We start from the raw sequence: 25,469 nt of genomic DNA, 5'->3' as shown, positions 1-25,469 counted from the left end.
GCGTGCCTGCTGCGCCTAGCGGATCCGTGAAGGAGATCTCCCGAACTGCCGCTTGAACGCGGCACTGAAGCTGCTGGTATGGGCGTACCCGGCAAGGCTGGCCGCCACGTCCACTGACACCCGCCGCTGCAGCAGCGCATCGTGTGCCCGTTGCAGGCGCAGTGCACGCAGCCAGGCGGCGATGCTGCTGCCGTGCAGCTGCTGGAAGGTGCTTTGCAGGTCGACAGCGTTGGTCCCCAGCCTGCGCGCCATCTGGTTGATGGTCAGGCCATCGGCCTCGCCGCTCTGCAGCCACTGCTGCAACTGGTCCACGCAACGCCGCAGATGCGCGCTGGGGGCAGGCGCGTCGCGTTCGGCGACCACGGATCGAACCACGCTGGCCGCGACCTCCAGCGCGAAACTCTCGCGCTGCAGGCTGGCCAGCAGAGGCGGCTCCGCCGTTTCCGTCCCGAACAACGCTGCGGCTCGCCGCAGCAGCGGCGCAGGCGGTTGCCACGCCTGGTTGCGCGCGTGGCTCAGGCGCAGGCGGCTGAGACCGGTCGAGGCAATGCCGTCGAGTTGGCGCGACAGCCAGTCCTGGCTGAGGTGCAGGCTGACCTTGGTTTCCTCACGACCCGCCTGCCAATGGCGCTGGAACGCTTCCTCCTCGCGAAGGTGGACCAGCATCGCCGGGCTCCCGGCCCGGCGGCTGTCCATCTGCAGCCGCTGGTGGGCGATGACCACTTCGGCCTGCCCGTGCAGCAGGAAACTGGCGGTGAGGCCCGCAGGCAGGCAGTTCTGGCTGCGGCCGCCGACCATGTCCTGGCTGCGGCTGAGATAGAGCACCAGCCCGCTGTCCATCGACTGCACCTGCTGCCAGCCGGCCAGCACCGGCAGCGCATCGGGGAGGCCCGATTCAAAGTCGACCCGGCCACCCAGCGCGTGGGCGGCGCTCATCAGTTCGGCGCAGGAATAGACCTGCATGCAAGGCACCCACGAATGCTGTCGTGCCTAAATTTTCTTTCGTCGCGCCTAAACTTGCAATCGTATTGCAAATTATTCTCATTTGCGGGGGTGGTCGCTGCCCCTTTCCCCTGTTCAGCAAGAAGGTCGATGGCAATGGGTCTGGTGATCAACGAGGCGGTGGTGTTGCGTGCCGTCTTCCATGGCGCGGTGGATGCGGACCAGATCCGGTACTGGCTGGATCGCGTGCAGGCGCTGATCGAGGCTCACCGTCCCTTCTACTTCATTGCCAGCACCGCGCCCGGTGCCACCTTCTGCGACGATTACCGTGCCCTGCAGGCGGTCTGGTACAAGCAGTACAAGGCCGCCTTCCGGCAGTACTGCCGGGGCCTGGTACGCATCGCCAGCGATGCCGCCGAGCAGCAGCGGCTGGACACCCCGGCGCTGCATGCCGCCTGGGCCGTGCCTTACTTCGTCACCGCCGATACCGGCGCGGGCATGCGCTGGATTGGCGAGCATCTGGAGCAGGCCGATGCGCACTGAGCGCGCCGCCGCTTCGCCATTCGGCCTGGGGGTGATTGTCGCGCTGTACATGGCGCACGCGCTGCCCCTGTATTTCTACAACGTGGCGGTGCCGGCCATCCTGCGCAGCCAGGGCGTGGACCTGCGCTGGATCGGCATGCTGTCGCTGCTGTACCTGCCGTGGGCGCTGAAGTTCCTGTGGGCACCGCTGGTGGACCGCTGGCACCTGCCCGCCCTCGGCCGCCGCCGCAGCTGGCTGTGGCTGACGCAACTGTTGCTGCTGGCTGGCATCCTGGTGCTGGCGTTCACCGGCCTGGATCATGGCCTGGTCGTGTTCGTGCTGGTCGGCATGTGGATCTCGAGCATTGCCGCCACCCAGGACATCGCCATCGACGGCTACACCGTGGAGGCGCTGGCGCCGGCCGAGCACCGGTTGGGCAGCATGGCGCAGAGCGTGGGTGTGGCCCTGGGCAGCATGATCGGTGGCGCCGGTGTGCTGTGGCTGTATGAAACCCGCGGCTGGAGCGTGGCCCTGCTGAGCCTGGCCGCGATGAGCGCACTGACCCTGCTGGCAGTGCAGCAGATCAATGAAGCGCCGGCCAGGCCCGACGCGCCGCGGCCGAGCATCCTGCGTGCGCTGGGCCGCCGCGAACTACGCTGGGCGCTGCTGCTGATCGTGCTGTACCGGCTGGTGGAAGCGCCGGCGATGGCGATGATCAACCCGCTGCTGGTCGACCAGCAGTTCAGCCTGACCGAGATCGGGTTGCTGATCTCGGTGGGCGGTGCCGGCACCGGCATGCTGGCAGCCGTGGGCGCAGCCTGGCTGCTCAAGCAGCACCGGGCCGAGCAGCTGTTGATGCATGCCGGCTGGTGGCGCACGGCGCTGTATGTGCTGCTGGCATTGATGCTGTACAGCGGCGCGCTTGCGATCTCGCGGTTCGGTCTGGGCGTGCTGGTGATCGCCCTGCTGGCGCTGCGCTATGTGGCGATGACCAGCCTGTATGCCTTGTTCATGCGGGTCAGCTCGCGTGCCCAGGCCGGCACCGACTTCACCCTGCTGGTGTGCTTCGAGCTGCTGGTCAATTTCATCGGCGGCGCATTGTCCGGCTTCCTCGCCAAGGGCATGGGCTACCCCACCTACTACATCGCGCTGGCCACGGTTTCGGCGCTTGGACTGCTGTTGTGCGGGCCGCTGATGCGCCGCTTCGCAGCACCCACGAACTCTCCCTGATACGCAACGAGGACACCATGCGGCATACCGCAGCAACCCTTCCGCTGGCTGTGCTGGCGATGGCCATCAGTGGCCAGCTGGCGGCGCAGAATGCGTCCGCTACGGCCGGCACCCGGCAACTGGATGCGGTGAGTGTCACCGCCGTGCGAGGCGCACGCAGCGTGGCCGAGATCGCCGGCACCGTGTATGCCATCGAGCACGAACAGATTGCCCAGCAGATCACCGCCGGGCGCAGCACCGCCGACATCCTCGGCCAGCTGGTGCCGTCGCTGGCGCCGGCCAGCGGGACCACCAGCAACTACGGCATGACCATGCGCGGCCGCAGCGTGCAGGTGATGATCGATGGCGTGCCGCTGACCGGCGCACGCGATGGGTCGCGCCAGCTCAACAGCATCTCGCCGACCATGATCGAGCGCATCGAGGTGATCTCCGGCGCCACCGCGCTGTATGGCGCCGGTGCCAGTGGCGGCATCATCAACATCATCACCCTGCAGCCCGGCGAGCAGCCGGTGCAGCTGGCCAGCCAGTTCGGCCTGCGCAGTCCCTCGCGTCTGTCCAGTGACACGAGGGCCTGGAACGCAGCGCAGACCATGACCGTGCGCGGCGATCAGTTCAGTGGCGCGTTCGGCTTCGCCTATGGCCGGCAGGGTGCATCGCTGGATGCGCATGGCCGCCGCATCGGCCCGGAGATCGCGCAGACCGATCGCCAGGACACCGAGACCCGCGAACTCAATGCGCGCTTGGACTGGACCCCGACGGACAGCCAGCGGTTGAGCGTGGGCGTACGCTGGTTCGACGATCAGCAGGACAGTGATCATGGCCCCGACTATGGCCCGCGCCAGGCCGCGCTGTTCAACCCTGCGTTCACGCCCAGCCATCAGGCGCTGCCCGGCCTGCAGCTGGAGGCGCAGCCGCGTACACGCCATCAGGGTGTCAACGCGCAGTACCGCAACCGCGACCTGCCGGGTGGGCAGGAACTGAGCGTGGAAGCCTATTACCGCAACGAGCAGGGACGCTGGTTCCCGTCGGTGTCGACCCTGGTGCACCCCGCACTGCGCGGCGGCTTCGCCTATGTGGCGATGCAGTCCAACACCGACATTGATGTCTGGGGCCTGCGCAGCGCGCTGCACAAGGATTTCCAGGTCGGTGGCCGCAGCCTGCAGCTGTCGTATGGCGTGGACCACGAACGCGAGCAGGATCGCCAGCGCGGGCAGATGTATGACATCAACCGCTTCATCGCCAGCAATGGTCTCGATTACCAGCCCACCGCGCAGTACGCGATGGGGCCGGACGTGCGCGTGGATACCACCGGCCTGTTCCTGCAGGCCGATCATTCGCTGGGTGAGCGCTTCAGCGTGCAGGCCGGCGTGCGCCACCAGATCCTGCGCAACCGCGTGGAAGACTCGCTTCCCTACACCGAAGCGATCACCGCCGATGCCGTTGCCGGGTATCAGCCGCGCGTGCTGCAGGGCGGCCGCGTGCGCCACTCGCAGACGCTGTTCAATGCCGGTGTGGTGTACCGGCTGGATGCATCGCAGCAGCTGTTCGCCAACGTCTCGCAGGGCTTCAGCCTGCCCGATACCCAGCGCATGCTGCGCGACGTACCGGCAAGCTTCGTCATCGACAGCCGCAACATCGGCCCGATCAAGGTCGACAGCTACGAGCTGGGCTGGCGCCGCAGCGATGCCTCGCTGCAGAGCGCAGTGACCGCGTTCTACAACCGCTCGGACAAGACCGTGCAGTTCAACCGCGACTACAGCGTGTCGGTGGCCGACACCGATGAGCGGGTGTGGGGTGTGGAGGCCAACCTGCGCTACACGCCGACCGCACCGCTGGAGCTGGGCGCCAGCCTTGCCAGCACCCGTGGCCAGTACCGCGACGCTGCCGGACGCTGGCGTGAACTCAATGCGTTCCGCGTTTCACCCTTGAAGGCGGGTGTGCATGGGCAGTGGCGCTTTGCAAACGACAGCCTGCTGCGATTGCAGGGGCAGGTCGTCGGCGGGACCGATCGCGCCTGGCGCGATGCACCGGCTGCGGCGATCAGTCCCAGCATCCGCGCCACGCCGGCAGCGAAGATCCACGGCTATGCGGTGTTCGACCTGATCGGCGAGCTGCCGCTGGCAGGCGGCCGCTTCAGTGTCGGCATCTACAACCTGGCCGATCGTGACTACCGCACGGTCTACGGCCAGCAGGCCGAGGCGACCTACGGGAAGATGTCGAGCCTGCCGGCGGCAGGGCGGACCTTCTCGATCGGGTACCGGGTGGAGTACTGAGGGGCACAACCACCGCCCTACCGTTCGTCGGCCCATGACTTCCGGGGGGTTGACTACAGTTGTCGTCACGCAGAAAGTGACGACACGTGTAGTCAAGGGAGTGGTGTCATGCGTGGCAAGACGATCGGGGACCAGGAGCTGGCCCTGCTGCAGTACATCGATGAACATGCGCCGGCCACGGTCGGCGAGGTCGCCAGTGGCTATGGCGAGGCCCGTGGCCTGGCCCGGTCCACCGTGCTGACGATGATGGAGCGGCTGCGGGCGAAGGGGTATCTTCAGCGCCAGCAGCAGGACGGCGTCTACCGCTACCAGGCCACCCGTGGCCCGGAGAGCGTGCTGCAGGGTGCCGTGGCCCAGTTCGTCGACAACACCCTGCAGGGCTCGGTGTCGCCGTTCGTGGCCTACCTGTCGCAGCGCCAGCAGGTCAGCGACAACGAGCTGGCCGAACTGGAAGCGCTGGTCGCCCAACTCCAATCGCGTCGCCACGAGGGCTGAGCCATGGACACCACGATGCTGATCCCGATGTTGGAGCGGCTGGGCTGGACCAGCCTGCAGACCGTGCTGCTGGTGGCCCTGGTGTACGGCGTGTGCCGCGCGCTGCCGTCGCTGTCTGCGGCCACCCGCTGCCGCCTGTGGTGGCTGGTATCGCTGCAGGCCGTGCTCGGTCTGTTCTGGAGCCAGCCGCTGCAGTTGGCCTGGCTGCCGGCACCGCAGGCGGTGGCGATGACCGCCACTGACGTTGCCGCTGATCTGGTCTACCCGTTGGCACCGGAAGCCTCGGCGCAGCTGCTGGCGACGATGCCGATGCCCGCAGCGGACGTGCCGGCAGTGGCGTGGTGGGCCGTTGCTCTGGCTGCGCTGTGGGCATCCGGCGTGCTGCTGATGGCGCTGCGCACCTTCGGTGAGTGGCGTCGCTGCCGCGCACTGCTCGCTGCGGCCTATCCCTGCGAAGACGAGGCGCTGGTAGAGGCCCTGCAGCTGGCCTCCGATGCACACGGCGTGCGTCCTTCGCCACGGTTGTGGATGAGCGCGCAGGTGGATGCACCGCAGCTGGTCGGGCCGTTCCGCCCGGTGCTGCTGCTGCCGGCCGGCGACAATGCCCTGCAGGGTGATGCGCTGGATCTGGCACTGACCCACGAACTGCAGCACCTGCAGCGGCGTGACCTGCAGTGGGGCCTGCTGCCCGCACTGGCCCAGCACCTGTTCTTCTTCCACCCGCTGCTGCGTCTGTCGGTGCGCGAATACGCACAGGCCCGCGAGGAAGCGGTGGATGCGGCCGTGGTCGGCCAGCACGGCGCCAGCCGCCAGGCTTATGGTCGCCTGCTGCTGCAGCTGGGCGTGGCACCGCAGCCGCATCTGGGCGTGGCGAGTGCCGCACCGAACACCACCAGCCTCAAGCGCCGTCTGCTGTCGCTGCAGCCGCGTCGGGCCTGCCCGCGCATCCTGGCGATGGCGCTGACCGCTGTGGTGGTGGTGGTGGGCGTGGCGCCGATGCGACTGGTCGCAGCGCCGGTGCCGCCGGCTCCGCCCGCACCTCCGGCCGCCCCGAAGGCCGTGGTGCCGCCGCCGCCGAAGGCTCCGGAAGTACCGCCTGCACCGCCCTCGGCCGCGCGTGTGCCGGCCGTGCCGGTGGCGCCCGCGCCGCCCGCCGAACCGGCCGATATGGAAGAACCGTCCGGTCCTGACGACGCAGACGTCGCCTACGTTGACGATGCCGCTGGCAGGGATGAGGACCATGACGGCACGACCACCACTACCTCCATCACCACCTACGGTCGCCTCGATCTGGGCAAGTCGCCCCGGGAGGCCTACGTGCTGGTGGATGGTGACTCGACCTTCGCCAACGGCGGCATCGACGACGTGACGGTGGCCCGCCGGCAGCTCGGCAAGGGCCCGGCGCTGTGGTTCCGCCAGGGCGACAAGCGCTATGTGGTGCGCGACCCGATGCTGATCCAGGCCTTGCAGCGCGCCTACAGCGGCGCCGCAGACCTCGGTCGCCAGCAGAGCGAACTGGGCCGCCAGCAGAGTGCGCTGGGTCGCGAGCAGGGCGAACTCGGCAGGCAGATGGGTGAGATGGGCCGCATGCAGGGCGAGGAGTCACGCCGCCTTGCGCTGGCCGCCGCTGAGGTAGCGCGCAGCGCGATGGCCGCCCACGACATCAACCGTGAGGCAGCTGCGGAAGCGGCGAATGCCGCACGCGGTGCAACCCGCGATATGGCCGTTGCGCGAGAGGCTGCACGCGAGGCCGCCGCCGAGGCACGTCGTGCGATGCAGGAAGCCCGCAGCGAGGCCGCGCAGTCCGGCCGCACCCGTGACATGCAGCGCTTGGCCAGCCAGCAGTCTGAACTGGCCAGCCGCCAGGCGGCACTGGGCAACCAGCAGGCCGCGCTGGGTGAGCGCCAGGCACGCGTGCATGCGCAGGCATCGCAGCAGGCGCAGCAGGTGATCGCGCGCGCACTGGCCAGCGGCAAGGCCGAGCGACTCTGATCGGTAGTGCCGGCCGCTGGCCGGCAATGTGGGGTGCCGGCCAGCGGCCGGCACTACCCTGGGAACATCAACCGCAGCTGGCGCGCTCGATGCGGTTCTGCGCATCTACCTGCACGGTCACGCGGTCCTGGCGGAAGTCCATGGTCACCGCCATGCCGGGCTTGACCACCCGTGCACCGCGCGCACCGCTGTCAGCCACCAGCTTCTTGATCGTGGCTTCGTCGGCGGTCTTGCCGGTGAAGGCGTCCAGCGTCTCCGGCCTGCATTCGTGCGCGGCATCGGCCACGGGCGCTGGCGTGGGATCGTGGGAGGTGCTGCTGCCAGCGTGACTGCAGGCGGCCAAGGGCAGGATGGCGAGCAGGACCAGGGGATTGAGGCGCATCGTCGGGCTCCAGGCGTGGATGGTGGCGGCAGTGTCACCGCTGCCGCCGTCAGGCCGCGTCAACGCCTACTGCCGGACCAATGCCAGCGTCTCGCGCTCGCGTTGCTCCTCGCGCACCAGCCGTTGCAGCAGCAGGGCCAGGGTCACGACGTCCTGGTGATTGTGGTCGGCCACCCGGCGCAGGTTCACCGCATCGCCGCCGCGCAGGAAGCGCAGCCATGCGCCCGGCGCTTCAGAACCGGGCAGGTCGTCCTCGCGCACCACGCGCAGCAGCTGGCGTTCGATGGTGGACAGCTTGCAGTTCTCCCACGTGCCGCGATAACGGCGGCGGGTCGGGTAAAGCAGGTCGACGTGATCCAGCGCGCTGATCGGGCAACGCTGGCGGGCCAGCCGGTAGCGCGCCTTCAGCAGCGGCGCATCGTAACTGCGGCCGTTGTAGCTGCAGAACACGGTGGACGGCTGCAGCCAGCGGGCGAAGGTAGCCAGCATCGCATCCTCGGCGGCCATCGTGGCCATCAACAATTGGCGGATGCGCAGGCCTTCGCCACGTTGCGGGCACACATGCCAGTCGGCCGCGCCGATCATGAAGGCGCGGGTGCCGGTACCACCGGCCAGGCCGGTGGTCTCGGTATCGAAGAACAGCAGATCGCGTGCGGCCACGTGTTGGCCTTCGCGCTTGGCGAAGGCCAGCGACAGCGGGGCGGTCGGGATCGGTTGCGGCTGCAGCGATTCGATCAGGAACAGGCCCGGCGCGATCTCCTCGCCGGGCAGCTGGCGATCCTGCGCGCTGGCGCGTGCCGGCGCGGCTCCTCCCCGCGAACGCATGCCGAGCAGGCGATGCAGGCTGCCCACTTCCGGCCGACGCAACGGTGCGGGTGCCGGTGTGGAGGCCGCAGTGCCGGTCGGCTTGTGGCGGATTTCCTGTTCGACCCAGGCGAACACCGAACGCTCGGCCGGTGGTTGCCGCGCATCGTTGGCGGCCACGGGTGCCGGTGGCGCAGGGGGCACGTCCGGCGCGGCCGGTGTACTCGCCTTCGGGTCGCCGGCTTGCCTGCGCAGCAGGCGCAGCTTGTCCAGGCTCAGGCTCACGGTGCCAGCAGCTCCATCGGATCGCGCGTGGTCACCACCACGTCGGGCACGTGCTGGCAGGCTTCTGCGTCGAACAGGTCGAGTACGCGTAGCGCCAGCGCACGCGGCGAAGTCTCATCTTCTTCCTGCGCAGCCAGCACCGGGCCCACGCAGGCCGGGCAGCCGGCCTTGCAGTCGCAGCGCTGCACCAGTTCGCGCGCGCGCTGTACCAGTTCGGCCTGGCGCTGCCACAACGGTTCACTCAGGCCGACGCCGCCGGGGAAGTTGTCGTACAGGTACACGGTGGGCACGAACTCCTGCAGCAGCTCGACAACGCCAGGATCGCCCTCGCTGCCGCGCAGCTGGCCACGGCCGCTCTGGTCGGCGATCGCGAACCAGGAACCATCGCCGTTGCCGACCGATTTCTGCAGGTCGCGCGCATCGGCCATCACCGCCACCGTGGCGACGATGTGCAGCGCATACGCTGCGCCGAGGAAGCCATCCAGCGCATCCTGCTTGCTGGCGAAGGCGCGCAGCAGCAGCCCCTGCGGCAGCTGCCACCACACCGCAGTGGTGTGCAGTTCCTGGTCGGGCAGGTTCACCGGCCCGTAGCCGATGTTCTCGTGGGTGTAATAGCGGATCTTCTTGTAGCCGGCCACGCGGCGCACCACGTGCACTTCGCCATGGTGCGAATCGCCACGGCCGGCCACGCCACCGTCGAAACGGTCCAGCACCTTGAGCTTGGTGAAGTCGATGCTGTCGGTGTAGTAATCCACATGCGTGCGGGTGACGTACGCCTTACGGCCGTCCCAGTCCAGCGTCTCCACCTGGTATGGGGTGGACTGCACCATGTGGATCGCGCCTTCGTACAACGTGAGCGCGGCGGCGGAATAATCGACCTCGGCGATGATCTGCTGGCGGCCGTCGCTGCGGTCGACCACCACGAAGTTGCCGTCGGCCACCGCGCGCAGGCTGACCGCGTTGGCCGGATAGCTGTCGGCGATCCATTCCCAGCGCTCGCCTTCGCGGTGGATGACTTCGGTTTCGGCCAGCGCTTCCAGGAACACTTCCGGATCGATCGGGCCGAAGCCATCGCCGACCCGGAACGGCAGTTCGAAGGCTGCGCAGCGGATGTGGTCGAACAGGATCAGCGGCTGGTCCGGCGCGATGCGCGCGTGTTCGGGCGATGCCTCGGCGAAGAAGTCCGGATGGCGCACCACGTACTGGTCCAGCGGCTGCGAGCTGGCCACCATCACCCCCAGCGCGGGCTGCTGGCGGCGGCCGGCGCGGCCGAAGCGCTGCCAGGTGGCGGCCACGCTGCCGGGGTAGCCGTTGAGGATGACCACGTCGAGGCTGCCGATATCCACGCCCAGTTCCAGCGCCGAAGTGCTGACGATGCCGTCGATGTTGCCGGAGCGCATCGCACGCTCGGTCTCGCGGCGCTCGGTGGGCAGGTAACCACCGCGATAGGCGCGGATGCGCGGTGGTTTGCGCGGGTCGTGGTCGAAGATGTCCTTCAGGTACTTGGTCAGCACTTCCACCATCAAGCGTGTCTGCGCGAACACCAGGGTCTTCAGCCCGGACTTGATCGCGATGCGTGCGATGCGGTTGCTCTGCGAGCGTGCCGAGGCACGCAGGCCGAGGTCCGGATTGATTACCGGCGGGTTCCACAGCAGCACCTGCTTGGGCCCACTGGGTGCGCCGGATTCGGTGATGGCGGTGACCGGTGCCTCGATCAGCGCTTCGGCATGCGCCTGCGGATTGCCGATGGTGGCCGAGCACAGGATGAACTGCGGTTGCACGCCGTAGAACGCGCAGATGCGCTTGAGCCGGCGCAGCACGTTGGTGACGTGGCTGCCGAACACGCCGCGATAGGTATGCACTTCGTCGATGACGATGTAGCGCAGGTTCTCGAAGAACTGCGCCCACTTGGTGTGATGCGGCAGGATGGCCTGGTGCAGCATGTCCGGGTTGGACACCACGATGTCGCCGTGCAGGCGGATGGCCTGCCGCGCATCGCCGGGGGTGTCGCCATCGAAAGTGAAGGCCTTTACGCCCAGATCGCCGGCGCGGTTGAGTTCCAGCAGCTCGGCCACCTGGTCCTGGGCCAGTGCCTTGGTCGGGAACAGGTACAGTGCCTTGGCCTTGTCCTGCATCGCCGCGCTGACCACCGGCAGGGTGTAGCACAGCGACTTGCCGCTGGCGGTGGGGGTGACGATGGCCACGTGCTCGCCGCGCTGGCTCGCCTCCCAGGCCTCGGTCTGGTGGCTGTAGAGCTGATCGATGCCACGTGCCTTCAGCGCGGCGGCCAGGGCAGGCGGAACCGAATCGGGAATGGGCGCATAGCGGCCTTCGCGGCCGGGAATGGCAAAGCTGCCGGTGATGCGGTCCTGGTAGCGGCGCTGCAGGCGCGCGCTGAGCAGGGCGCCGTCGCGGGCGGGCAGGCCATCGCGGGTGGCGAGCTTCTGCTCGGCATCGGCAGTGCGCTTGGCGAGTTCGTAAGCCATGGAAGATGGAGCCGGGACGGATTGCGAGGGGTCACATGGCACCACACTCACGTCTCAGGATGTGAGACACCGCACACGGAGGGCGTGAACCGTTCAGTGCTCGCGTCCCGTAGCGTCGCCGCATCTCCCTTGGCTGAACAGCTGCCAGCGCAGCAACGAAATCTGAAGCCGGCATCCGTATCCTTGGGCGCTGGACGCAACCAACAGGGTGGATGGCTGTGGCACGACGTGGAACGCAGGGAGCCCTCCTGGCCAGCATGCTGCTGGCCGGCATCGCGCAGGCGCAGCAGGCCACGCCAGTGGCGGTGCCCGATCCTGCACCGGTTCCCCCTGCTGATGCCCCGGCAGTAGCCACCGCAGCGATCTCCACCGCCCTGCCGCAGGACAACGTCACCACCCTCGGCGAAGTGCGTGCGCTCAAGCCGGAAGACGAGCCGCTGGATCTGTACCGCTTCAAGAATCCGGTGAAGTTCGGCGACAACCGCTTCAGCCGCGACTGGAGCGAACCGCCATCGCCGGAGCAGGTCAGCATGGGTGGCGGCTACATCATGATGGGCGTGGTCAAGGGTGTGATGGCGGCGGCCAAGGGGATCAACAAACTCACCGGCGGGCCTTCGCAGATCCAGGCCGCGGTGGCGCGGCCACCGCCGGAGCTCAGTGCCGAACAGCAGCAGCGTGCGCTGCGGTTCTCCCAGGAGCAGGATGCCGGTGATGCATCGCCGGTGAAGTAGGCCGGTATATCCTGCCGGCTCCCCACCGGTAGTGCTGCCATGCTCCTGCGTTCGATCTGCCTGATGGCCGCATTGCTGCCGGCGTCCGCCTTCGCCGATGGCATCGCCGATGATCGCGCCTGCCGTAATGGCGCGTTTCCCTCCGAACAGAGCCGGTTCGCGCTTGCGCGGGTGATCGATGCGCCGCGCCTGTACCTGCTCGGCGACATGGACGGCTGCCCGGCCAAGGGCGAGCCGGCCTGCCGCCAGCGCAGCCATGTGGTCAACGGCGATACCGTGGTGACCGGGCGTGACCTGGGCGGCTACCGCTGCGCGTTCTTCCCGAACAAGGTGGGTGGCAGTGCCGGTTGGGTCGAACGCAGCAAGCTGCAGGCGTTGCCGGTGGTCGTACCGTCGCTGCAGGACTGGGCGGGCGACTGGAAGGATGGCGACAACGGCCTGCGCATCACCGTGCAGGGCGGGCAACTGCATGTGGAGGGTGACGCCTACTGGCCCTCTGCCAACCCCACGCCGGAGCAGCGTCCCTACGGGCCGAACATGGGCCAGGTGGAAGCGCGCGCCGCGCCGCGTGGTGCCGACGTCGAGTTTGTTGAGGACACCTGCAAGGTGCGCGTGCATTCGCTGGGTGAGGTGCTGATCGTGGCCGACAACAGCGAATGCGGTGGCATGAACGTGCGCTTCAATGGCGTGTACCGGCGCGCGGGCAAGCGTTGACCCCGTGGAAAGGCGCCAACCAAGGTTGGCATCTACCAGGGCAACCGGCCAGTAGATCCACGCCATGCGTGGATGCTCTCTGCGATCCAATCGGTGGGGTCAGAGCCCTTTCGCGGGCGAAAGGGATCCGACCCCGGCTCAGCGCCGTCGCTCCAGCCACCACAGCAGCGATGCGCACAACACGAACGCCAGCCACCACGGCCAGCGCGAGCCCGGTACGGGCTGCATCATCAGCGTGTTTGCCGAAGTGCTTGAGGCCAACGCCTGCGTGGTCGCATCGATCATCGCCTGCCGGTGCAGCGTCGGTGCATCCTTTGGGTCGAACACATAGCGCCAGACAACGCGGTCGCCATGCTGCAGGCGCTGCCAGCCTGCCTCACGGGGCCACCAGCCGGCGCAGCGCAGCGCCGACGTCGCGCCATCGACGATCAGGGGTACATCGTCGCCACGCTTGTTGAAGACCTGCAGCGGCGCCTGCACGCCGCACAGCGCCTGCCGTTCGCCAGCCCAGCTGATCGGCTGTGGTGACCACAGTGCATCAGCGCTGCCCTGTGCACGCGCCAGGGTGGCCACCACGCTGCTCCAGAGTTCGCCGTGGCGGTCATCGCGCCCGGCCAGCACCCAGCGCCAGCTGTCGGTCAACGGCAGCTGGCCGATGCGGCCCTTGCCGACCGCGCGCCAGCCACCGATGTCGTTGCCGGCACGATCGTGCAGCAGTGCGCTGCTGCCTGGAACCTGCAGCGCCAGTGCTTCCAGCGCGGGCAGGGCGGCACCGTGCGAGCTGCGGTCGGCTTCTTCGCCGTAGCCGGTCGGCAACGTGCCGGCGGCGAGCGGGCCACGTCGTGCGGCGAGGACCGCGCTTTCGCCATCGCCGGGAAGTTCGAGGGGGCGGCTGCTGCCATCGCCCTGCACGGGCAGGCCCAGATCGCGGAGGCGCTGGCGCGCAGTGGCCGAAGGTGCCCCCGCACTGCGCACCAGTACGCCCAGTCCATCGCGCAGCGCCTGGCGCACGGCGGCCAGCTGGCCCGCACTCAATGCCGCCAGGCTGCGCTCGTCCAGCAGCAATAGATCGCTGCGCGTGAGTGATGCTGCATCGATCGCCACCGCGCCATCACCCACGCTGAGTCCGGCCCCGGTATCCGCCTGCACCTGCACACGGATGCCGGCATCGGCTGCCCAGCGGCGCAGGTACTTCAGCTCTGGACCCGGCGCGCTGGCGCGCACCAGCAGACGAAGCGGTGCGGCCGGCAGGGTCTGCTGCGGCACCGGTACGCTGTCCAGCACATGGCCGTCGGCATCGAGCAGACGCAACTGGAACACGCTGCGGCCTTCGGCGCGGGCGATGCCACTCAGCTGCACGCGACCGTCGTCGGCAACCTCCGTGCGATCGACCACGCTGTCGGCCGGGTCGAGCAGTTCTGCTTTCGCCTTGGCCGCGCCACGCGCCTGTGCCTGTACGTCGAAACGGGCACCGGGTGCGACATCGGCCGGTGGCTGCAGTGCGATCCAGCCGCGCGGCTCCGGTGCGGCCTGCCAACGTACATCCGGCGGCAGCACCGCGTCGCGGTCACGCGCGGCCAGGCCCGCACCGACCAGCGTCAGCGTGGAGGCCGGATGCTGGCGCAGCGCGGTGGCCAGGTCGGGAACGCGCTGTGCGCCGGGCACATCGGCAGCTTCCGGCAACAGCAACAGCGGGCCTTCGCTGGCCGGAAGTGCGCCGGCCTTGCCGGCATCGATTCCGAGCACGACCAGCCCGCCTGCGGGTTGCTGGCGGGTGGGCGGCACCAGGCAGAAATACAGCAGCGTGGCGGCGATGATCTGCAGCGCGATCACGCTCCACCGGCGGCCCGGATGCGCGGTGCTTCCACGCAGTTGGCGCACGCTGGCGATGACCACGACCACAGCGAGTGCCAGCGCAATCCACAGGTTCAGGCTGGAGGTGGTCATGGCTGCGCCTCCAGCGCATCGAGGAAGCGCTGGCCCATCGCATCGGCCGCACTGCGCCGCATCGCCTGCGGCAGTGGACGCTGCAGCGCCCGCCACAGCTGCGCGCGCAGGCGCTGGCGGCAGGCGCTGCAGTCGGGCTCGATGCGCAGCTGCTCGATGGCCGCGGCCAGATCCAGTGCATCGGGCAGGTAGGCCGCGTTGCGCTGCTGCCAGGCCGCGAGCGCATCGAGATCCGGTGCGCCGTTGTCATCACCGAGGCGTTGCCAGGCTTCAACGATGGCCGGATCCGGCGGAGTGCGCGCGGCCAACGGCAGTTCACGACTGGCCAGTCCGGCGCGATCACCGCCGAGGCGACGGCCTTCATCGATCGGCGGCAGCTCCGGCCCGACCCGGGCCAGATAGATGCGTTCGGCCTGCTGTACCTGCTTGATGAAGCCCAATGCCTTGTAGGCGAAGGGCAATGCCTGCTCCGGACGGCCCTGGCGCAGCTCGCCTTCGGCCGACCACATCTGGTCCAGCGCGGCCTTCAACGTGGCGCGGGTCTGCGGATCGAGCAGGGTGGCCGCCTCGGCGTGGTCATGGGTGTGTCCGTATTCGGAGAGCACGTCGGTGTCGCTGCCGAACACCGGGGGCGTATCGGCATTGGCTGGCTTGCCGCCGTGATCGTGGCCATGCGCGTCGTGCGCGCCTGCATCGGCGCCATGGTCGTGATCGTGATCGTCGTCATGGTCGTGGTCGTGGTCGTGGTCATCTGCGGCCGGCGTATCGCTGGTGGGCAGGTCGCTGGTCGGCGGCGGCTTCGGCGCACCTTCGCTTTCCTCGCCCAGGAACTGGCCGTAGCGCAGGCGCAGGATGCGCTGGTCGACACCGATCGCATCGCTGCGCTTCACGAAGTCCTCGGTGGCCAGGCTGCGTCGCTGCCGGATCAACGCTTCGGCATCGATGATGATCTGCCGCTGGCTGCGGAAGTACGCAGGCAGGGTTTTCTTGATGCGGCCCTCGAGCTCTGCACCGAGCGCGACTTCGGCACTGGGCAGGCGCAGGATCACGCTGCTGCTGCGCCCGGTCTGCGGCATGGGCGCATGGTTGTCGCGCACTTCCAGCTGGGCGATCACATCGTTGCCGGGCTGCGCGCCCAGCGCAGCCAGATCAAGGGTGTGGGCGAAACGTCGCGCGGTGGCTTCGCCGCTGCCGGCAAGCACGACGCTGCGCTTCACGAAGGTGATGTTCTCACCGCTGCCCTGGGTGGTGGTGATCGACAGCGTTGCCTGCGCCGCGACACCGTAATCGTCGCTGGCCTCGAAGCGCAGTGCCCACTGCCGTTGCCCAGGTGTGCCCAGCACCAGGCTGGCCGCGGGCTCCAGTACGCGCACGCTGGGTGCACGGTCGGCCACCACATCCAGCCGGTGCAGGCGGGTCTCTGCCAGTGCCGGTTCGCTCACCACGCGGTACAGCACTGGCGTGCGTGCCACATCCTGCGCCTGCCACTGTCCTTCGTGCTCGCTCAGTGGCAACCGGCGACCATCGTGGAACTGCAGCCATGCCTTGTCCGGGGCGCGGTCGAAGCGCAGGGACCAGGACAGCCGGCTGTCGGCGGCAACTTTGGCGTCCAGCGCATTCTGGGTGAGCGTGGCCTGGCCGGTATAGGCCGGCGCGTCAATGCGCAGGCGGGTGGACTGCAGGCGCAGCGGGCCCGCGGCAGTAGCGCTGCCAGGTGCGGACGCGCGGGCAGGCGCGGAATCGGGGTTCGAACGTGGCCAGCCCAGTGCCAGCCCAGCAATGGCCAGCCCTGCGATCCAGCACAGCGCCAACGCCCCACGCGGCCAGTGCGGACGCAGCTCCGGCATCGCGCGTTCCAGCGTGGCCAGCACGTGCGCACGCTGGCGCTGCTGCAGCGGATTGAGCGTGGCGGCATCGGCGAACAACAGATCGGCACTGTCCTCGCTGGCACCGCTGCCATCGAGCTGGCGCTGCAGCCACTGCCGGCCCAGTTGTCGGGCACGCGCGGTGGCGAGCGCTGCACAGACGAGCAGGCTGACGGTGCCGACCACACAAGCGGCGTCGAAACCGCCCAGACGCAGGGCCAGCACCGCCGCGGCCAGCGCCCATGGCAGGCCCAGCAGCAGGGTGATGGCCGCGCGGCGGCGGCGTGCGCGTTGCCAGGCGTGCTGCAGGGTGTTCATGCACCCACCCTGCGTCGGGCACTGCTGGCCATCCAGCGCTCCAGCGCGAACAGCAGCACGATGGCCAGCAACAGCCAAGGTGTCGGCTCACGCAGTGGTGGTGTTGCAGCAGGCATTACGGCCCGGTGCGGTGCGTGGTCACGTGCATCGCCCAGGCGCGGGGCCGTGGGCGGCTGCAGCGCCAGCAGCAGGGCACGCGGCAACTGGGGATCACGCAGCGCGGCGTTGCTGGCGGCATTCCAGTCGCCCGGCAGCGCCAGCAGAGCGCCGTGGCCGATGCGTTGCTGCCACAGCAGCGGTGCGCCCTCGGCGTCGCGCAGCAGGATGCGGGCGCTGGCAGCAGGCTTGCCGGCAGTCATGACACGACCGCCGTCGCGCAGCCACGCCTGCCAGTTCGCTGGCAGTGAGTCGCTGCGGCTCCACACGCCGATCTCGCCGCGTTCGGGCAGGGCATCCCCCGCCAAGGGCAATGGCAGTGCCTGCACGCCCCACGCGCGCTGCAGTGCATTCAACCAGTGCTGGGCAGCGGCGGGTGCCTCACCGTGCACGCGTAGCCGCGGCAGCGCCGCTGCAATCTGCGGCGGGGTGACCGGCATCGGCTGCGTGTGCCATTGCACCTCGCGCGACAGCTGCAGGCGGGCGCCATCCAGGCCGGGCAGGGGATCGGGAACGTGCACGGTCAACGCGGTGCCAGCGGGCAGCTGTGCGTCAAGTTCGCGCAGCAGGCTGGGCAGGGACGCGCTGGACGCAGGCGGTGCTTGATCGATGGCAGGGAAGCCGGGTGCCAGCCAGTGCCAGTTGCCCTCTTCGGCGGTGCCGCGCAGTGCGGCGGCGTCCATCCCAGGTGCCACTACCGTCCAGGCAGCGGGGACAGGCGCAGGGCCGGTCAACGCAGGTCGTGCCAGCAGAAAGGCCAATGCAGCCAGCAACATCAGCCGCACCAGAAGCAACGGCCAGTCATCGAAGCGGATGCGCTGGCGCGGCCGGATCTGTGCACGCAGCCAGCGCAGTGCAGCGAAATCCAGTGGCGTGTACGGATGGCGCCGGGCCAGATGGATCAGCAGCGGCAGCAGCCATGCGGCGAGCGCGGCCAGGCCGAGCGGGAACAGCAGGGTCATGCAGCGCCCCCACGGCCGAACAGCACCTGCAGTGGTTGGTCCAGCGGCTGATCGAGCCAGCCGGTGGCGCTGGCGATGCCGCTGGCCTGCAGGCGCGACTGCAACGCGCTGCGTGCGCCAGCGAAGCGCTGCAGGTAATCGGCGCGGATCGCCGCGCCATCGCCCAACAGTTCCTCGCCGGTTTCCGGGTCGCGGAAGCGATGGCCGGCGTCGAACGGGAAATCGCGCTCGTCGGCGGTGAGGATCTGCAGCAGTGCCACTTCGCGGCGTGCGCTGGCCAGCTGTTCCAGCAGCACGATGCCGGCATCGTCGAAGCCGTCGCCGATCGCCAGCAGCAGGTCGCCCGGGCGCACGCGCTCCCACAGCGGCCGAAGGCGATCGGCCGCAGGCCAGGCGCCGCACGCCTGCAAGGCATGCAGTTGCAGATGCACGCGATCACGCTGGCGTGCGCCGTTCGCTGCGGGCACCAGCTGCAGACCATCGCCATTGATCGCCAGCAGGCCGAAACGGTCACCCTGCTGCAGGGCCAGCTCAACCACGCAGGCGGCCACGCCACGCATGTGGTCCAGGCGCGTGCGCTGCGGTGCCGCGCGATCCGCCTGGTTGGCCGAAGCGGTGGCGTCGAGCAGCAGCCAGACCGTGATCGGGCTTTCGCGTTCGGATTCGCGCACGAAGAAGCGATCCGAGCGGGCGTACAGCTTCCAGTCGATCTGGCGCAGTTCGTCCCCGGGCTCGTAGGCCCGGTACTGGGCGAATTCGAGACCGGCACCGCGGCTGCGGCTGGCGTGCTGGCCGATGCCACTGGCGCCGCTTGCCACGCGCGGCCGCAACCGCAGCAGGCGCAGGCGCGCACGCAGTTCCGGCGGCAAGGTCAGCGGGGTACCGGCGTTCACGCGTGGATCAACCCGGGAACGGCACGGCCTGCAGCAGGGCGGCGACCACGTCGTCAGCACGCTTCTGCTCGGCCTCGGCGGCGAACGACAGCAGCAGGCGATGGCGCATCACCGGCGCGGCCAGTGCCTGCACATCCTCGCGGGTGGCGGCGAACCGGCCCTGCAGCAGCGCACGTGCTTTCGAGGCGAGCACCAGCGACTGACCCGCACGCGGGCCGGCGCCCCATTTCACCCATTGGTTGATGGCGGCCGGTGCGCCTTCACCTGGCCGGCTGGCACGCACCAGGCGGGTGATCCAGGCCAGCACGTCAGGGCTGACATGCACCTGGCGCACGGCGGCCTGCAGTGCGATCACCGCCTCGGCGTCCATCACCTTCGGCACCGCGTCAGTTGCGCCGCCGGTGGTCTGTTCCAGGATCTGCCGCTCTTCGTCTTCGCTCGGGTAATCCACCAGCACATGCAGCAGGAAACGATCCAGCTGTGCTTCCGGCAGCGGGTAGGTGCCGGCCTGCTCGATCGGGTTCTGCGTGGCCAGCACGAAGAACGGCGCGGGCAGCGCGTAGGTGGTGCCGGCGTAGCTGACCGTGCGTTCCTGCATCGCTTCCAGCAGTGCGGCCTGGGTCTTGGGCGGGGTGCGGTTGAGTTCGTCGGCCAGCAGCAGGTTGGTGAAGATCGGGCCCTGCTGGAAACGGAAATGGCGATGGCCAGTGCCGTGGTCTTCCTCCAGCAGCTCGGTGCCGAGGATGTCGCTGGGCATCAGGTCGGGGGTGAACTGCACGCGCCGGAACTGCAGTTCCAGTGCCTGGCCGAGCGAGCGCACCAGCAGGGTCTTGCCGAGCCCGGGTGCGCCTTCCAGCAGGCAGTGGCCGCCGGCCAGCAGGCCGATCAGCAGCTGCTCGACCACCGTGTTCTGGCCTACCACTGCGCGTGCGAGCGCGGCGCGCAGCTCATTCAGGCGCGGCAGCAGGGAATCGAGGTCGGGGGAGGTCATGGGCGTGCAGGTCCTATCAATTGTTCAACGCGTACATCACGATGTTGACGCCGAAGCGGGTGTTGTCCTCGGCAAGGAAGCGCTTGTTGCGCCAGTCGTAGTCCCACTCGCAGCCGTAGTCCTTGTTGCTGTACAGCAGGCCCAGGCGGCCATCGACCTCGATGCCTTTCAGGTAGTCATGCACCAGGTCGTCGCCCCAGCCGTTGAGTTCGAAGCTGGTGGCGGGCGGGCCATCGGGGAAGCGGAAGAAGCTGCGGTACAGCGCGTGGCTGTTGGGCAGCTTCTGCAGTGCCTTCGGACCAAACAGGCGACCCATCTGCGCCTCGAACGAGGTGGCGAACAGGCCGTCGATGTCGTGGTTGCAGTCGTCGACGAAGACGAAGCCGCCATTGCGCACATAGCGCACGAAGTTCTGCCGTTCGGCGGCATTGAACTCCACCAGTGTGTGCCCGGCCAGGTAGCAGAACGGCGCTTCCAGCATGCGCGGGTCGGCCAGCGCCACCACGTGTTCCTGCGGGTCCACGCGCAGCGAGGTGTAGTCGATCAGCGAGGTGATCAGGTTGGACGGCATGCGCGCGTCCACGTCCCAGTCACCGGAGTCGTACTGCAGGCGGGTGAACCAGAAGTCGTAGCGCGAACTGCGCGGGCCCGCCTGCGCGAAGGCCGGCAGCGCCGCCGCCGAAGCGGCAGCGGCCAACCAGCGCAGGCAGGCCCGGCGATCCATCAGACCGCGTCGGACAGCGAGGTGAAGGTGAAATCGCGCAGCTTCATCGGCGGGATCATCATCACGTAGCTGGATTCATCACCGGCCACGCGCACCGGCTTGCCCAGCTCTTCGATGTTGTTGAGCATGATCACCGGCGATTCGTTGAAGCGGAAGTTCTTCACCGGGTGCTTGATCTGGCCGTTCTCGATGTAGAAGGTGCCGTCGCGGGTCAGACCGGTCAGCAGCACGGTCTGCGGGTCGACCATGCGGATGTACCAGGTACGGGTGACCAGGATGCCCTTCTGGGTGCCGCGCACCAGCTCGGCGGTGCTCTTGTCGCCACCGCTCATCAGCAGGTTGCCCGGCGTTGCCTTGGCGGTCTTGCCCTGCTTCTGCGCCCAGAAGCGCGAGTAGTCCAGGTTGGCGATCTTGCCATTCTCGATGATCGCCATGCGCTCGCGCGGCATGCCTTCGCCGTCCCACGGCAGCACCGGTGCCTCGGCATGCCACGGGTCGGCATACATGCTCACGCGCGGGTCGTAGACCTGCTCACCCAGCTTGTTGCCGCCGCCCTTCCTGGACAGGAAGCTGCGGCCTTCATCGGCCGAGCGTGCGCTGAAGAAATTCATCATGAAGCTGATCAGGCCGGCGGCCGCGGCCGGTTCCAGAATCACCGTGTACTTGCCCGGCTCCAGCGCCTTGGCTTCGGCCGATTCGGTGGCCTTGCGCATGGCGATGCGGATGTCCTGGTCGGCCTTGAAGTCGGCGGCATCCTTCAGGTTGCGGCCGACCCAGCCCGAACCGCGGCCATCTTCGGTACGCACGGTGCAGGTGTAGTCGAAGTTGGTGGTGCGCTGGTAGGCGAAGTTGCCATTGCTGTTGGCGGTGGCCTGGAAGCCCTGGCCGTCTTCAAGGAACCCGGCGGCGATCAGGCCGTGGCCACGGCACGGGGCGATCGAATCGGCGGCGACCTTGGCGCGGAAGGCCGGATCGATGGCAGCGGTGGATTCGCTGAAGGTCGGGCTGGCACGGTAGCTCTGCTTGCCGATGGCCGGCATGAACTCCGGGTTCTCGGGGGCCAGCCGGGCCAGGTCTTCGGCACGGCGCACCACGCGTTCCAGCGCGGCGTCGTCGAACTCGTTGATCGAGGCGGTGCCGACGCGCTTGCCGAAGGCGACGGTGACCGCCAGCTCGGTGTTGTCGACGATGCCGCTGGTGGAGACATTGTTCAGTGCGAAACGGATGTTGCCGCTGATCGCGCCGGCCAGCACGGCGGTGCACTCGTCGGCCTTGGACAGGGCGATGACCTTGTCGAGGATGGCCTTGGCCTGGGCTTCGGTGAAGATACTCATGGTGTAAGGGCTCCTGACCGATCAGCCGAGGCTGCGTGCGGTGTTGATGACATTGATGCCGTTGAAGCGCGCGGTGGACGAACCGTGCGAGACCGCCGAGACCTGGCCCGGCTGGCCCTTGCCGTCGAAGAACGAACCGCCCAGGCGGTAGTCACTCTCGTCGGCCACGGCGGTGCAGGCATTCCAGAACTCCGGCGTGCGGATCTGGTAGGCCACGTCTTCCAGCATGCGGGTGATCTGGCCGTTCTTGATCTCGTAGAACAGCTGGCCGCCGAACTGCGCGTTGTAGCGCTGCTGGTCGATCGAGAACGAACCGTCACCGATGATGTAGATGCCGTTCTCCACGTCCTTGATCAGGTCCGGCACGCTCAACGGCTTCTTGCCCGGTGCCATCGACACGTTGGCCATGCGCTGGAACTGCACGCTGGACCACGAGTCGGCATAGCAGCAACCGTCGGACTCGGTCTTGCCGAGGATGTGGGCCTGGTCGCGGATGGTCTGGTAATCCACCAGCTTGCCGTTGCTGATCAGGTCCCAGCGCTTGCACTTCACGCCTTCATCGTCGTACGCCACCGCGCCGAGGCTGCCCGGCTGGGTCTTGTCGGCGAAGATGTTGACAAGCTCGCTGCCGTACTGGAAATGCTGTTCGCGCTTGTCCAGGGTGGCGAAGCTGGTGCCGGCGTAGTTGGCTTCGTAGCCGAGCACGCGGTCCAGTTCCAGCGGATGGCCGATCGACTCATGGATGGTCAGCCAGGTGTGCGACGGGTCGAGCACCAGATCGTACTTGCCCGGCTTCACCGACGGTGCCTTCAGCTTTTCCTGCGCCTGCTTGGCGGCGGCGATGGCGTCTTCCTTCATGTTGTAGGAAGAGCTGTAGTTGACCACGCCATTCGGGCTGACCACCTTGCCGGCAGCCGCACCGTCCAGGTACTCGTAGCCCAGGCCCATCGGCGAGGACAGGCCTTCGCGGGTACGGAACTTGCCGCTGGACTTGTCGATGGCGGTGATCGTCATCGGTGCCCAGATGCGGTGCACGTCTTGGTCGATGTAGGAACCATCGGTGGAGGCGAAGTACTTCTGCTCGTTGACCAGGAACAGCATCGAATTGACGAAGCTGGCGCCGGCGCCCATCGCCGCGGCGTTGACGTCCAGCAGCAGGCCGACCTTGTCCTTGATCGGCACCTCCATCGCATTCTTGCGGATCGGCGTGCGCCAGCTCACCTCACCCACGCCCGGCGCCTTGGCCAGCTGCACCGGTGCGGTCTGCACGCCGGCATTGGCCTTGGCGATTGCCGCGGCCTGCTGCGCGGCCTTGGCCACGTCGGCCGTACCCAGCGCATTGGTGGCGGCAAAGCCCCAGGCACCGTTGACGATCACGCGGATGCCAACACCGGTGGACTCGGTGTTCACCACGTTCTGCACCTTGTCCTCGCGGGTGATCACGAACTGGCGCAGGTAGCGGCCGATGCGCACGTCGCAGTAGGTGGCGCCGGCCTGGCGGGCGGCGGCCAGCGCTGCATCGGCCAGGCGCTTCTTCAGCCCCAGGTCCAGCGTGCTCTGCAGCTGTTCGGCGGCAATCGCCTTGCCGAAGAAGGAGGGCACGATCAGCCCGCCCGCGGTAAGCCCGGTCAGGGCCAGGAAGTCACGTCTTTGCAAGGCTGCTCTCCATGTCGAAGGATGGGTGGCTCAAGCGCCGAGACTGCGCGCGGTGTTGATGATGTTGATGCCGTTGAAGCGGGTGGTGGACGAACCGTGCGAGACCGCCGAAACCTGCCCGGGCTGGCCCTTGCCGTCGAAGAACGAACCACCCAGGCGGAAGTCACGCTCGTCGCAGATCGCAGTGCACGCGTTCCAGAACTCCGGCGTACGGATCTGGTAGGCCGCGTCCTCGACCATGCCGGCGATTTTTCCGTCCTTGATCTGGTAGTACAGCTGGCCGCCGAACTGCGCGTTGTAGCGCTGCTGGTCGATCGAATACGACCCGCGGCCGTGGATGTAGATGCCGTTCTCCACGTCCTTGATCATGTCCTCGACGCTGAGCGGCTGGTTGCCCGGCGCCAGCGAGACATTGGCCATGCGCTGGAACTGCACGCTGGACCAGGAATCGGCATAGCTGCAGCCATGCGATGCATCGCGGCCGAGGATATGGGCTTCATCGCGGGTGGCCTGGTAATCGACCAGGATGCCGTCGCGCACCAGGTCCCAGCGCTGGGTCTTTACGCCTTCGTCGTCGTAGCCGACCGCACCGAGGCTGCCCGGTTGGGTCTTGTCGGCGAAGAAGGTGACGATGTCGCTGCCCCAGCGGAAGCCAGCATCGCGCTTGTCCAGCGTGGCGAAGCTGGTGCCGGCGTAGTTGGCTTCGTAGCCAAGCACGCGGTCCAGCTCCAGCGGGTGACCGACATTCTCGTGGATGGTCAGGAACAGGTTGGACGGGTCCAGCACCAGGTCGTACTTGCCGGGCTTCACCGACGGTGCTTTCAGTTTCTCGCGCGCGTGGCGGGCGGCCGCAATGGCGTCCTCGACCGGGTCGTAGGAGTCGCGGTAGGCGGTGATGCCACCGGGCAGATGCACTTTGCCGCGCGCATCGCCATCAAGGAACTCATAGCCCATGCCCATCGGCGAGGACAGCCCGGCACGGGTTCGGAACTTGCCGCTGGCCTTGTCGATGGCAGTGGCGGTGAATGGCAGCCAGATGCGATGGATGTCCTGGTCGATGAACGAGCCGTCGCTGGAGGCGAAGTACTTCTGTTCGTTGACCAGGAACAGGGTGGAATTGATGTAGTCGGCGCCCGCATTCAGCGCGGCGGCGTTGAGCGCCAGCAGCAGCTCGACCTTGTCCTGGATTGGCACTGCCATCGCATTGCGGCGCACCGGCGTCTGCCAGCGCACCTCGCCGACCGACGGCGTCGGTGCCAGCTGCACCGGCCGGGTCTGGATGCCGGCGTTGGCGCGGGCGATCGCCGCCGCCTGCTCGACCGCGGCGCGCACGGCGGCCTCGGTCTGCTGATGGGTTGCAGCGAAGCCCCAGGCGCCGTTGACGATTACCCGCACGCCCACACCGGACGATTCGCGGTTGGTCACATTGCCGACCTGGTGTTCGCGGGTGATGACCGACTGGTTGAGGTAGCGGCCGATGCGCACATCGCAGTAGCTGGCCTTGGCCGTGCGTGCGGCGGCGAGCGCCACGTCCGCCAGGCGTCTGCGCTGGGCGGTATCGACCGGGGCGAGCAGCTGCTCGGCGGCGATGGCACGGGAATGCGGCAGCAGCAGGCCCGCCAGGCCCAGACCGGAAAAAGCCAGGAACTCACGTCGTTGCACAGCGTTTCTCTCTCTCGCTTGCGTGCGGTTGGCAACGGGCCGGACCGATCACGTCAACTCCTCGACTTTCGCCAGCGCGGCGCGTCCGGGCAAGTGACTGCAGT

20 protein-coding genes are annotated in these 25,469 nt (G+C 68.2%); 7 read left to right on the top strand and 13 right to left on the bottom strand.

Translation table 11 applies throughout. The annotated features are described in order from the left end of the window. Positions 1 to 15 precede the first annotated feature (15 nt). On the bottom strand, positions 16 to 963 hold the full coding sequence (locus AC13GF_RS11370; protein ID WP_483004675.1) for a helix-turn-helix transcriptional regulator: 948 nt from the start codon (positions 961 to 963) through the stop codon (positions 16 to 18). A gap of 129 nt (positions 964 to 1,092) precedes the next feature. Here AC13GF_RS11370 and AC13GF_RS11365 point away from each other — a divergent pair, with 129 nt between their 5' ends. From AC13GF_RS11365 to AC13GF_RS11345, 5 genes are all read left to right on the top strand, one after another. After that, entirely contained in the window at positions 1,093 to 1,485 is a 393-nt protein-coding gene (locus tag AC13GF_RS11365; protein ID WP_483004674.1) for a hypothetical protein, read from the top strand. After that, entirely contained in the window at positions 1,475 to 2,695 is a 1,221-nt protein-coding gene (locus tag AC13GF_RS11360; protein WP_483004673.1) for an MFS transporter, read from the top strand. Before AC13GF_RS11365 ends, AC13GF_RS11360 begins: the two co-directional genes overlap by 11 nt. A gap of 17 nt (positions 2,696 to 2,712) precedes the next feature. Then, the gene (locus AC13GF_RS11355) at positions 2,713 to 4,968 is read left to right on the top strand and encodes a TonB-dependent receptor (RefSeq protein ID WP_483004672.1); all 2,256 of its coding nucleotides are present in this window, start codon (positions 2,713 to 2,715) and stop codon (positions 4,966 to 4,968) included. 108 nt (positions 4,969 to 5,076) lie between these two features. Beyond that, complete coding sequence (locus tag AC13GF_RS11350) at positions 5,077 to 5,463, top strand: BlaI/MecI/CopY family transcriptional regulator (protein ID WP_014035478.1); 387 nt, start codon at positions 5,077 to 5,079, stop codon at positions 5,461 to 5,463. Between the two features lie 3 nt (positions 5,464 to 5,466). Then, on the top strand, positions 5,467 to 7,455 hold the full coding sequence (locus tag AC13GF_RS11345) for a M56 family metallopeptidase (protein WP_483004671.1): 1,989 nt from the start codon (positions 5,467 to 5,469) through the stop codon (positions 7,453 to 7,455). Positions 7,456 to 7,522: 67 nt separating this feature from the next. Here the strand turns inward: AC13GF_RS11345 and AC13GF_RS11340 are convergent, their stop codons facing one another. The 3 genes from AC13GF_RS11340 to AC13GF_RS11330 all read right to left on the bottom strand — a co-directional run bounded on the left by AC13GF_RS11340 (position 7,523) and on the right by AC13GF_RS11330 (position 11,412). Next, complete coding sequence (locus AC13GF_RS11340) at positions 7,523 to 7,837, bottom strand: I78 family peptidase inhibitor (RefSeq protein ID WP_483004670.1); 315 nt, start codon at positions 7,835 to 7,837, stop codon at positions 7,523 to 7,525. A 66-nt stretch (positions 7,838 to 7,903) separates the two neighbouring features. Beyond that, positions 7,904 to 8,926 (bottom strand): ribonuclease H-like domain-containing protein, encoded by a 1,023-nt coding sequence (locus AC13GF_RS11335; protein WP_483004669.1) that lies wholly within the window; start codon positions 8,924 to 8,926, stop codon positions 7,904 to 7,906. Beyond that, positions 8,923 to 11,412, bottom strand: a complete 2,490-nt coding sequence (locus AC13GF_RS11330; protein ID WP_483004668.1) for a DEAD/DEAH box helicase — start codon at positions 11,410 to 11,412, stop codon at positions 8,923 to 8,925. Before AC13GF_RS11330 ends, AC13GF_RS11335 begins: the two co-directional genes overlap by 4 nt. A gap of 212 nt (positions 11,413 to 11,624) precedes the next feature. On the opposite strand from AC13GF_RS11330, the gene AC13GF_RS11325 reads away from it, so the two are divergent. After that, entirely contained in the window at positions 11,625 to 12,143 is a 519-nt protein-coding gene (locus tag AC13GF_RS11325; protein WP_483004667.1) for a hypothetical protein, read from the top strand. A 39-nt stretch (positions 12,144 to 12,182) separates the two neighbouring features. Further along, entirely contained in the window at positions 12,183 to 12,857 is a 675-nt protein-coding gene (locus tag AC13GF_RS11320; RefSeq protein WP_483004666.1) for a hypothetical protein, read from the top strand. A gap of 138 nt (positions 12,858 to 12,995) precedes the next feature. On the opposite strand, the gene AC13GF_RS11315 is transcribed toward AC13GF_RS11320, so the two are convergent. Genes AC13GF_RS11315 through AC13GF_RS11275 form a run of 9 tightly spaced genes read right to left on the bottom strand, consistent with a single transcriptional unit; the run spans position 12,996 to position 25,365 of the window. Further along, a complete protein-coding gene (locus tag AC13GF_RS11315) occupies positions 12,996 to 14,804 on the bottom strand; it encodes a hypothetical protein (protein ID WP_483004665.1) in 1,809 nt (602 codons plus the stop codon). Next, on the bottom strand, positions 14,801 to 16,987 hold the full coding sequence (locus AC13GF_RS11310) for a hypothetical protein (protein WP_483004664.1): 2,187 nt from the start codon (positions 16,985 to 16,987) through the stop codon (positions 14,801 to 14,803). Before AC13GF_RS11310 ends, AC13GF_RS11315 begins: the two co-directional genes overlap by 4 nt. Continuing rightward, entirely contained in the window at positions 16,984 to 18,105 is a 1,122-nt protein-coding gene (locus AC13GF_RS11305) for a BatA domain-containing protein (protein ID WP_483004663.1), read from the bottom strand. The genes AC13GF_RS11310 and AC13GF_RS11305 overlap by 4 nt, the downstream gene beginning before the upstream one ends. After that, positions 18,102 to 18,998 carry a DUF58 domain-containing protein gene (locus AC13GF_RS11300; protein WP_483004662.1) on the bottom strand — a complete coding sequence of 299 codons (897 nt, stop codon included), beginning with the start codon at positions 18,996 to 18,998 and terminating at the stop codon, positions 18,102 to 18,104. Before AC13GF_RS11300 ends, AC13GF_RS11305 begins: the two co-directional genes overlap by 4 nt. A 7-nt stretch (positions 18,999 to 19,005) precedes the next feature. Beyond that, entirely contained in the window at positions 19,006 to 19,989 is a 984-nt protein-coding gene (locus AC13GF_RS11295) for an AAA family ATPase (RefSeq protein WP_483004661.1), read from the bottom strand. Positions 19,990 to 20,005: 16 nt separating this feature from the next. Then, complete coding sequence (locus AC13GF_RS11290; protein WP_012509667.1) at positions 20,006 to 20,713, bottom strand: DUF4159 domain-containing protein; 708 nt, start codon at positions 20,711 to 20,713, stop codon at positions 20,006 to 20,008. After that, positions 20,713 to 22,047, bottom strand: coding sequence for a TldD/PmbA family protein (locus tag AC13GF_RS11285; RefSeq protein WP_483004660.1), 1,335 nt, complete (start codon positions 22,045 to 22,047; stop codon positions 20,713 to 20,715). The genes AC13GF_RS11290 and AC13GF_RS11285 overlap by 1 nt, the downstream gene beginning before the upstream one ends. Before the next feature lie 21 nt (positions 22,048 to 22,068). After that, the gene (locus tag AC13GF_RS11280; RefSeq protein ID WP_180844550.1) at positions 22,069 to 23,703 is read right to left on the bottom strand and encodes a TldD/PmbA family protein; all 1,635 of its coding nucleotides are present in this window, start codon (positions 23,701 to 23,703) and stop codon (positions 22,069 to 22,071) included. A gap of 30 nt (positions 23,704 to 23,733) precedes the next feature. Then, positions 23,734 to 25,365: a TldD/PmbA family protein gene (locus AC13GF_RS11275; protein ID WP_483004659.1), complete on the bottom strand. Its 1,632-nt coding sequence runs from the start codon at positions 25,363 to 25,365 to the stop codon at positions 23,734 to 23,736. Between the last annotated feature and the right edge of the window lie 104 nt (positions 25,366 to 25,469).

The organism is Stenotrophomonas sp. 22LJNL06-5-1 (assembly GCF_056861455.1).
The sequence above is the reverse complement of the archived record's forward strand: the minus strand, read 5'-3'. Positions and strand labels throughout refer to the sequence as shown.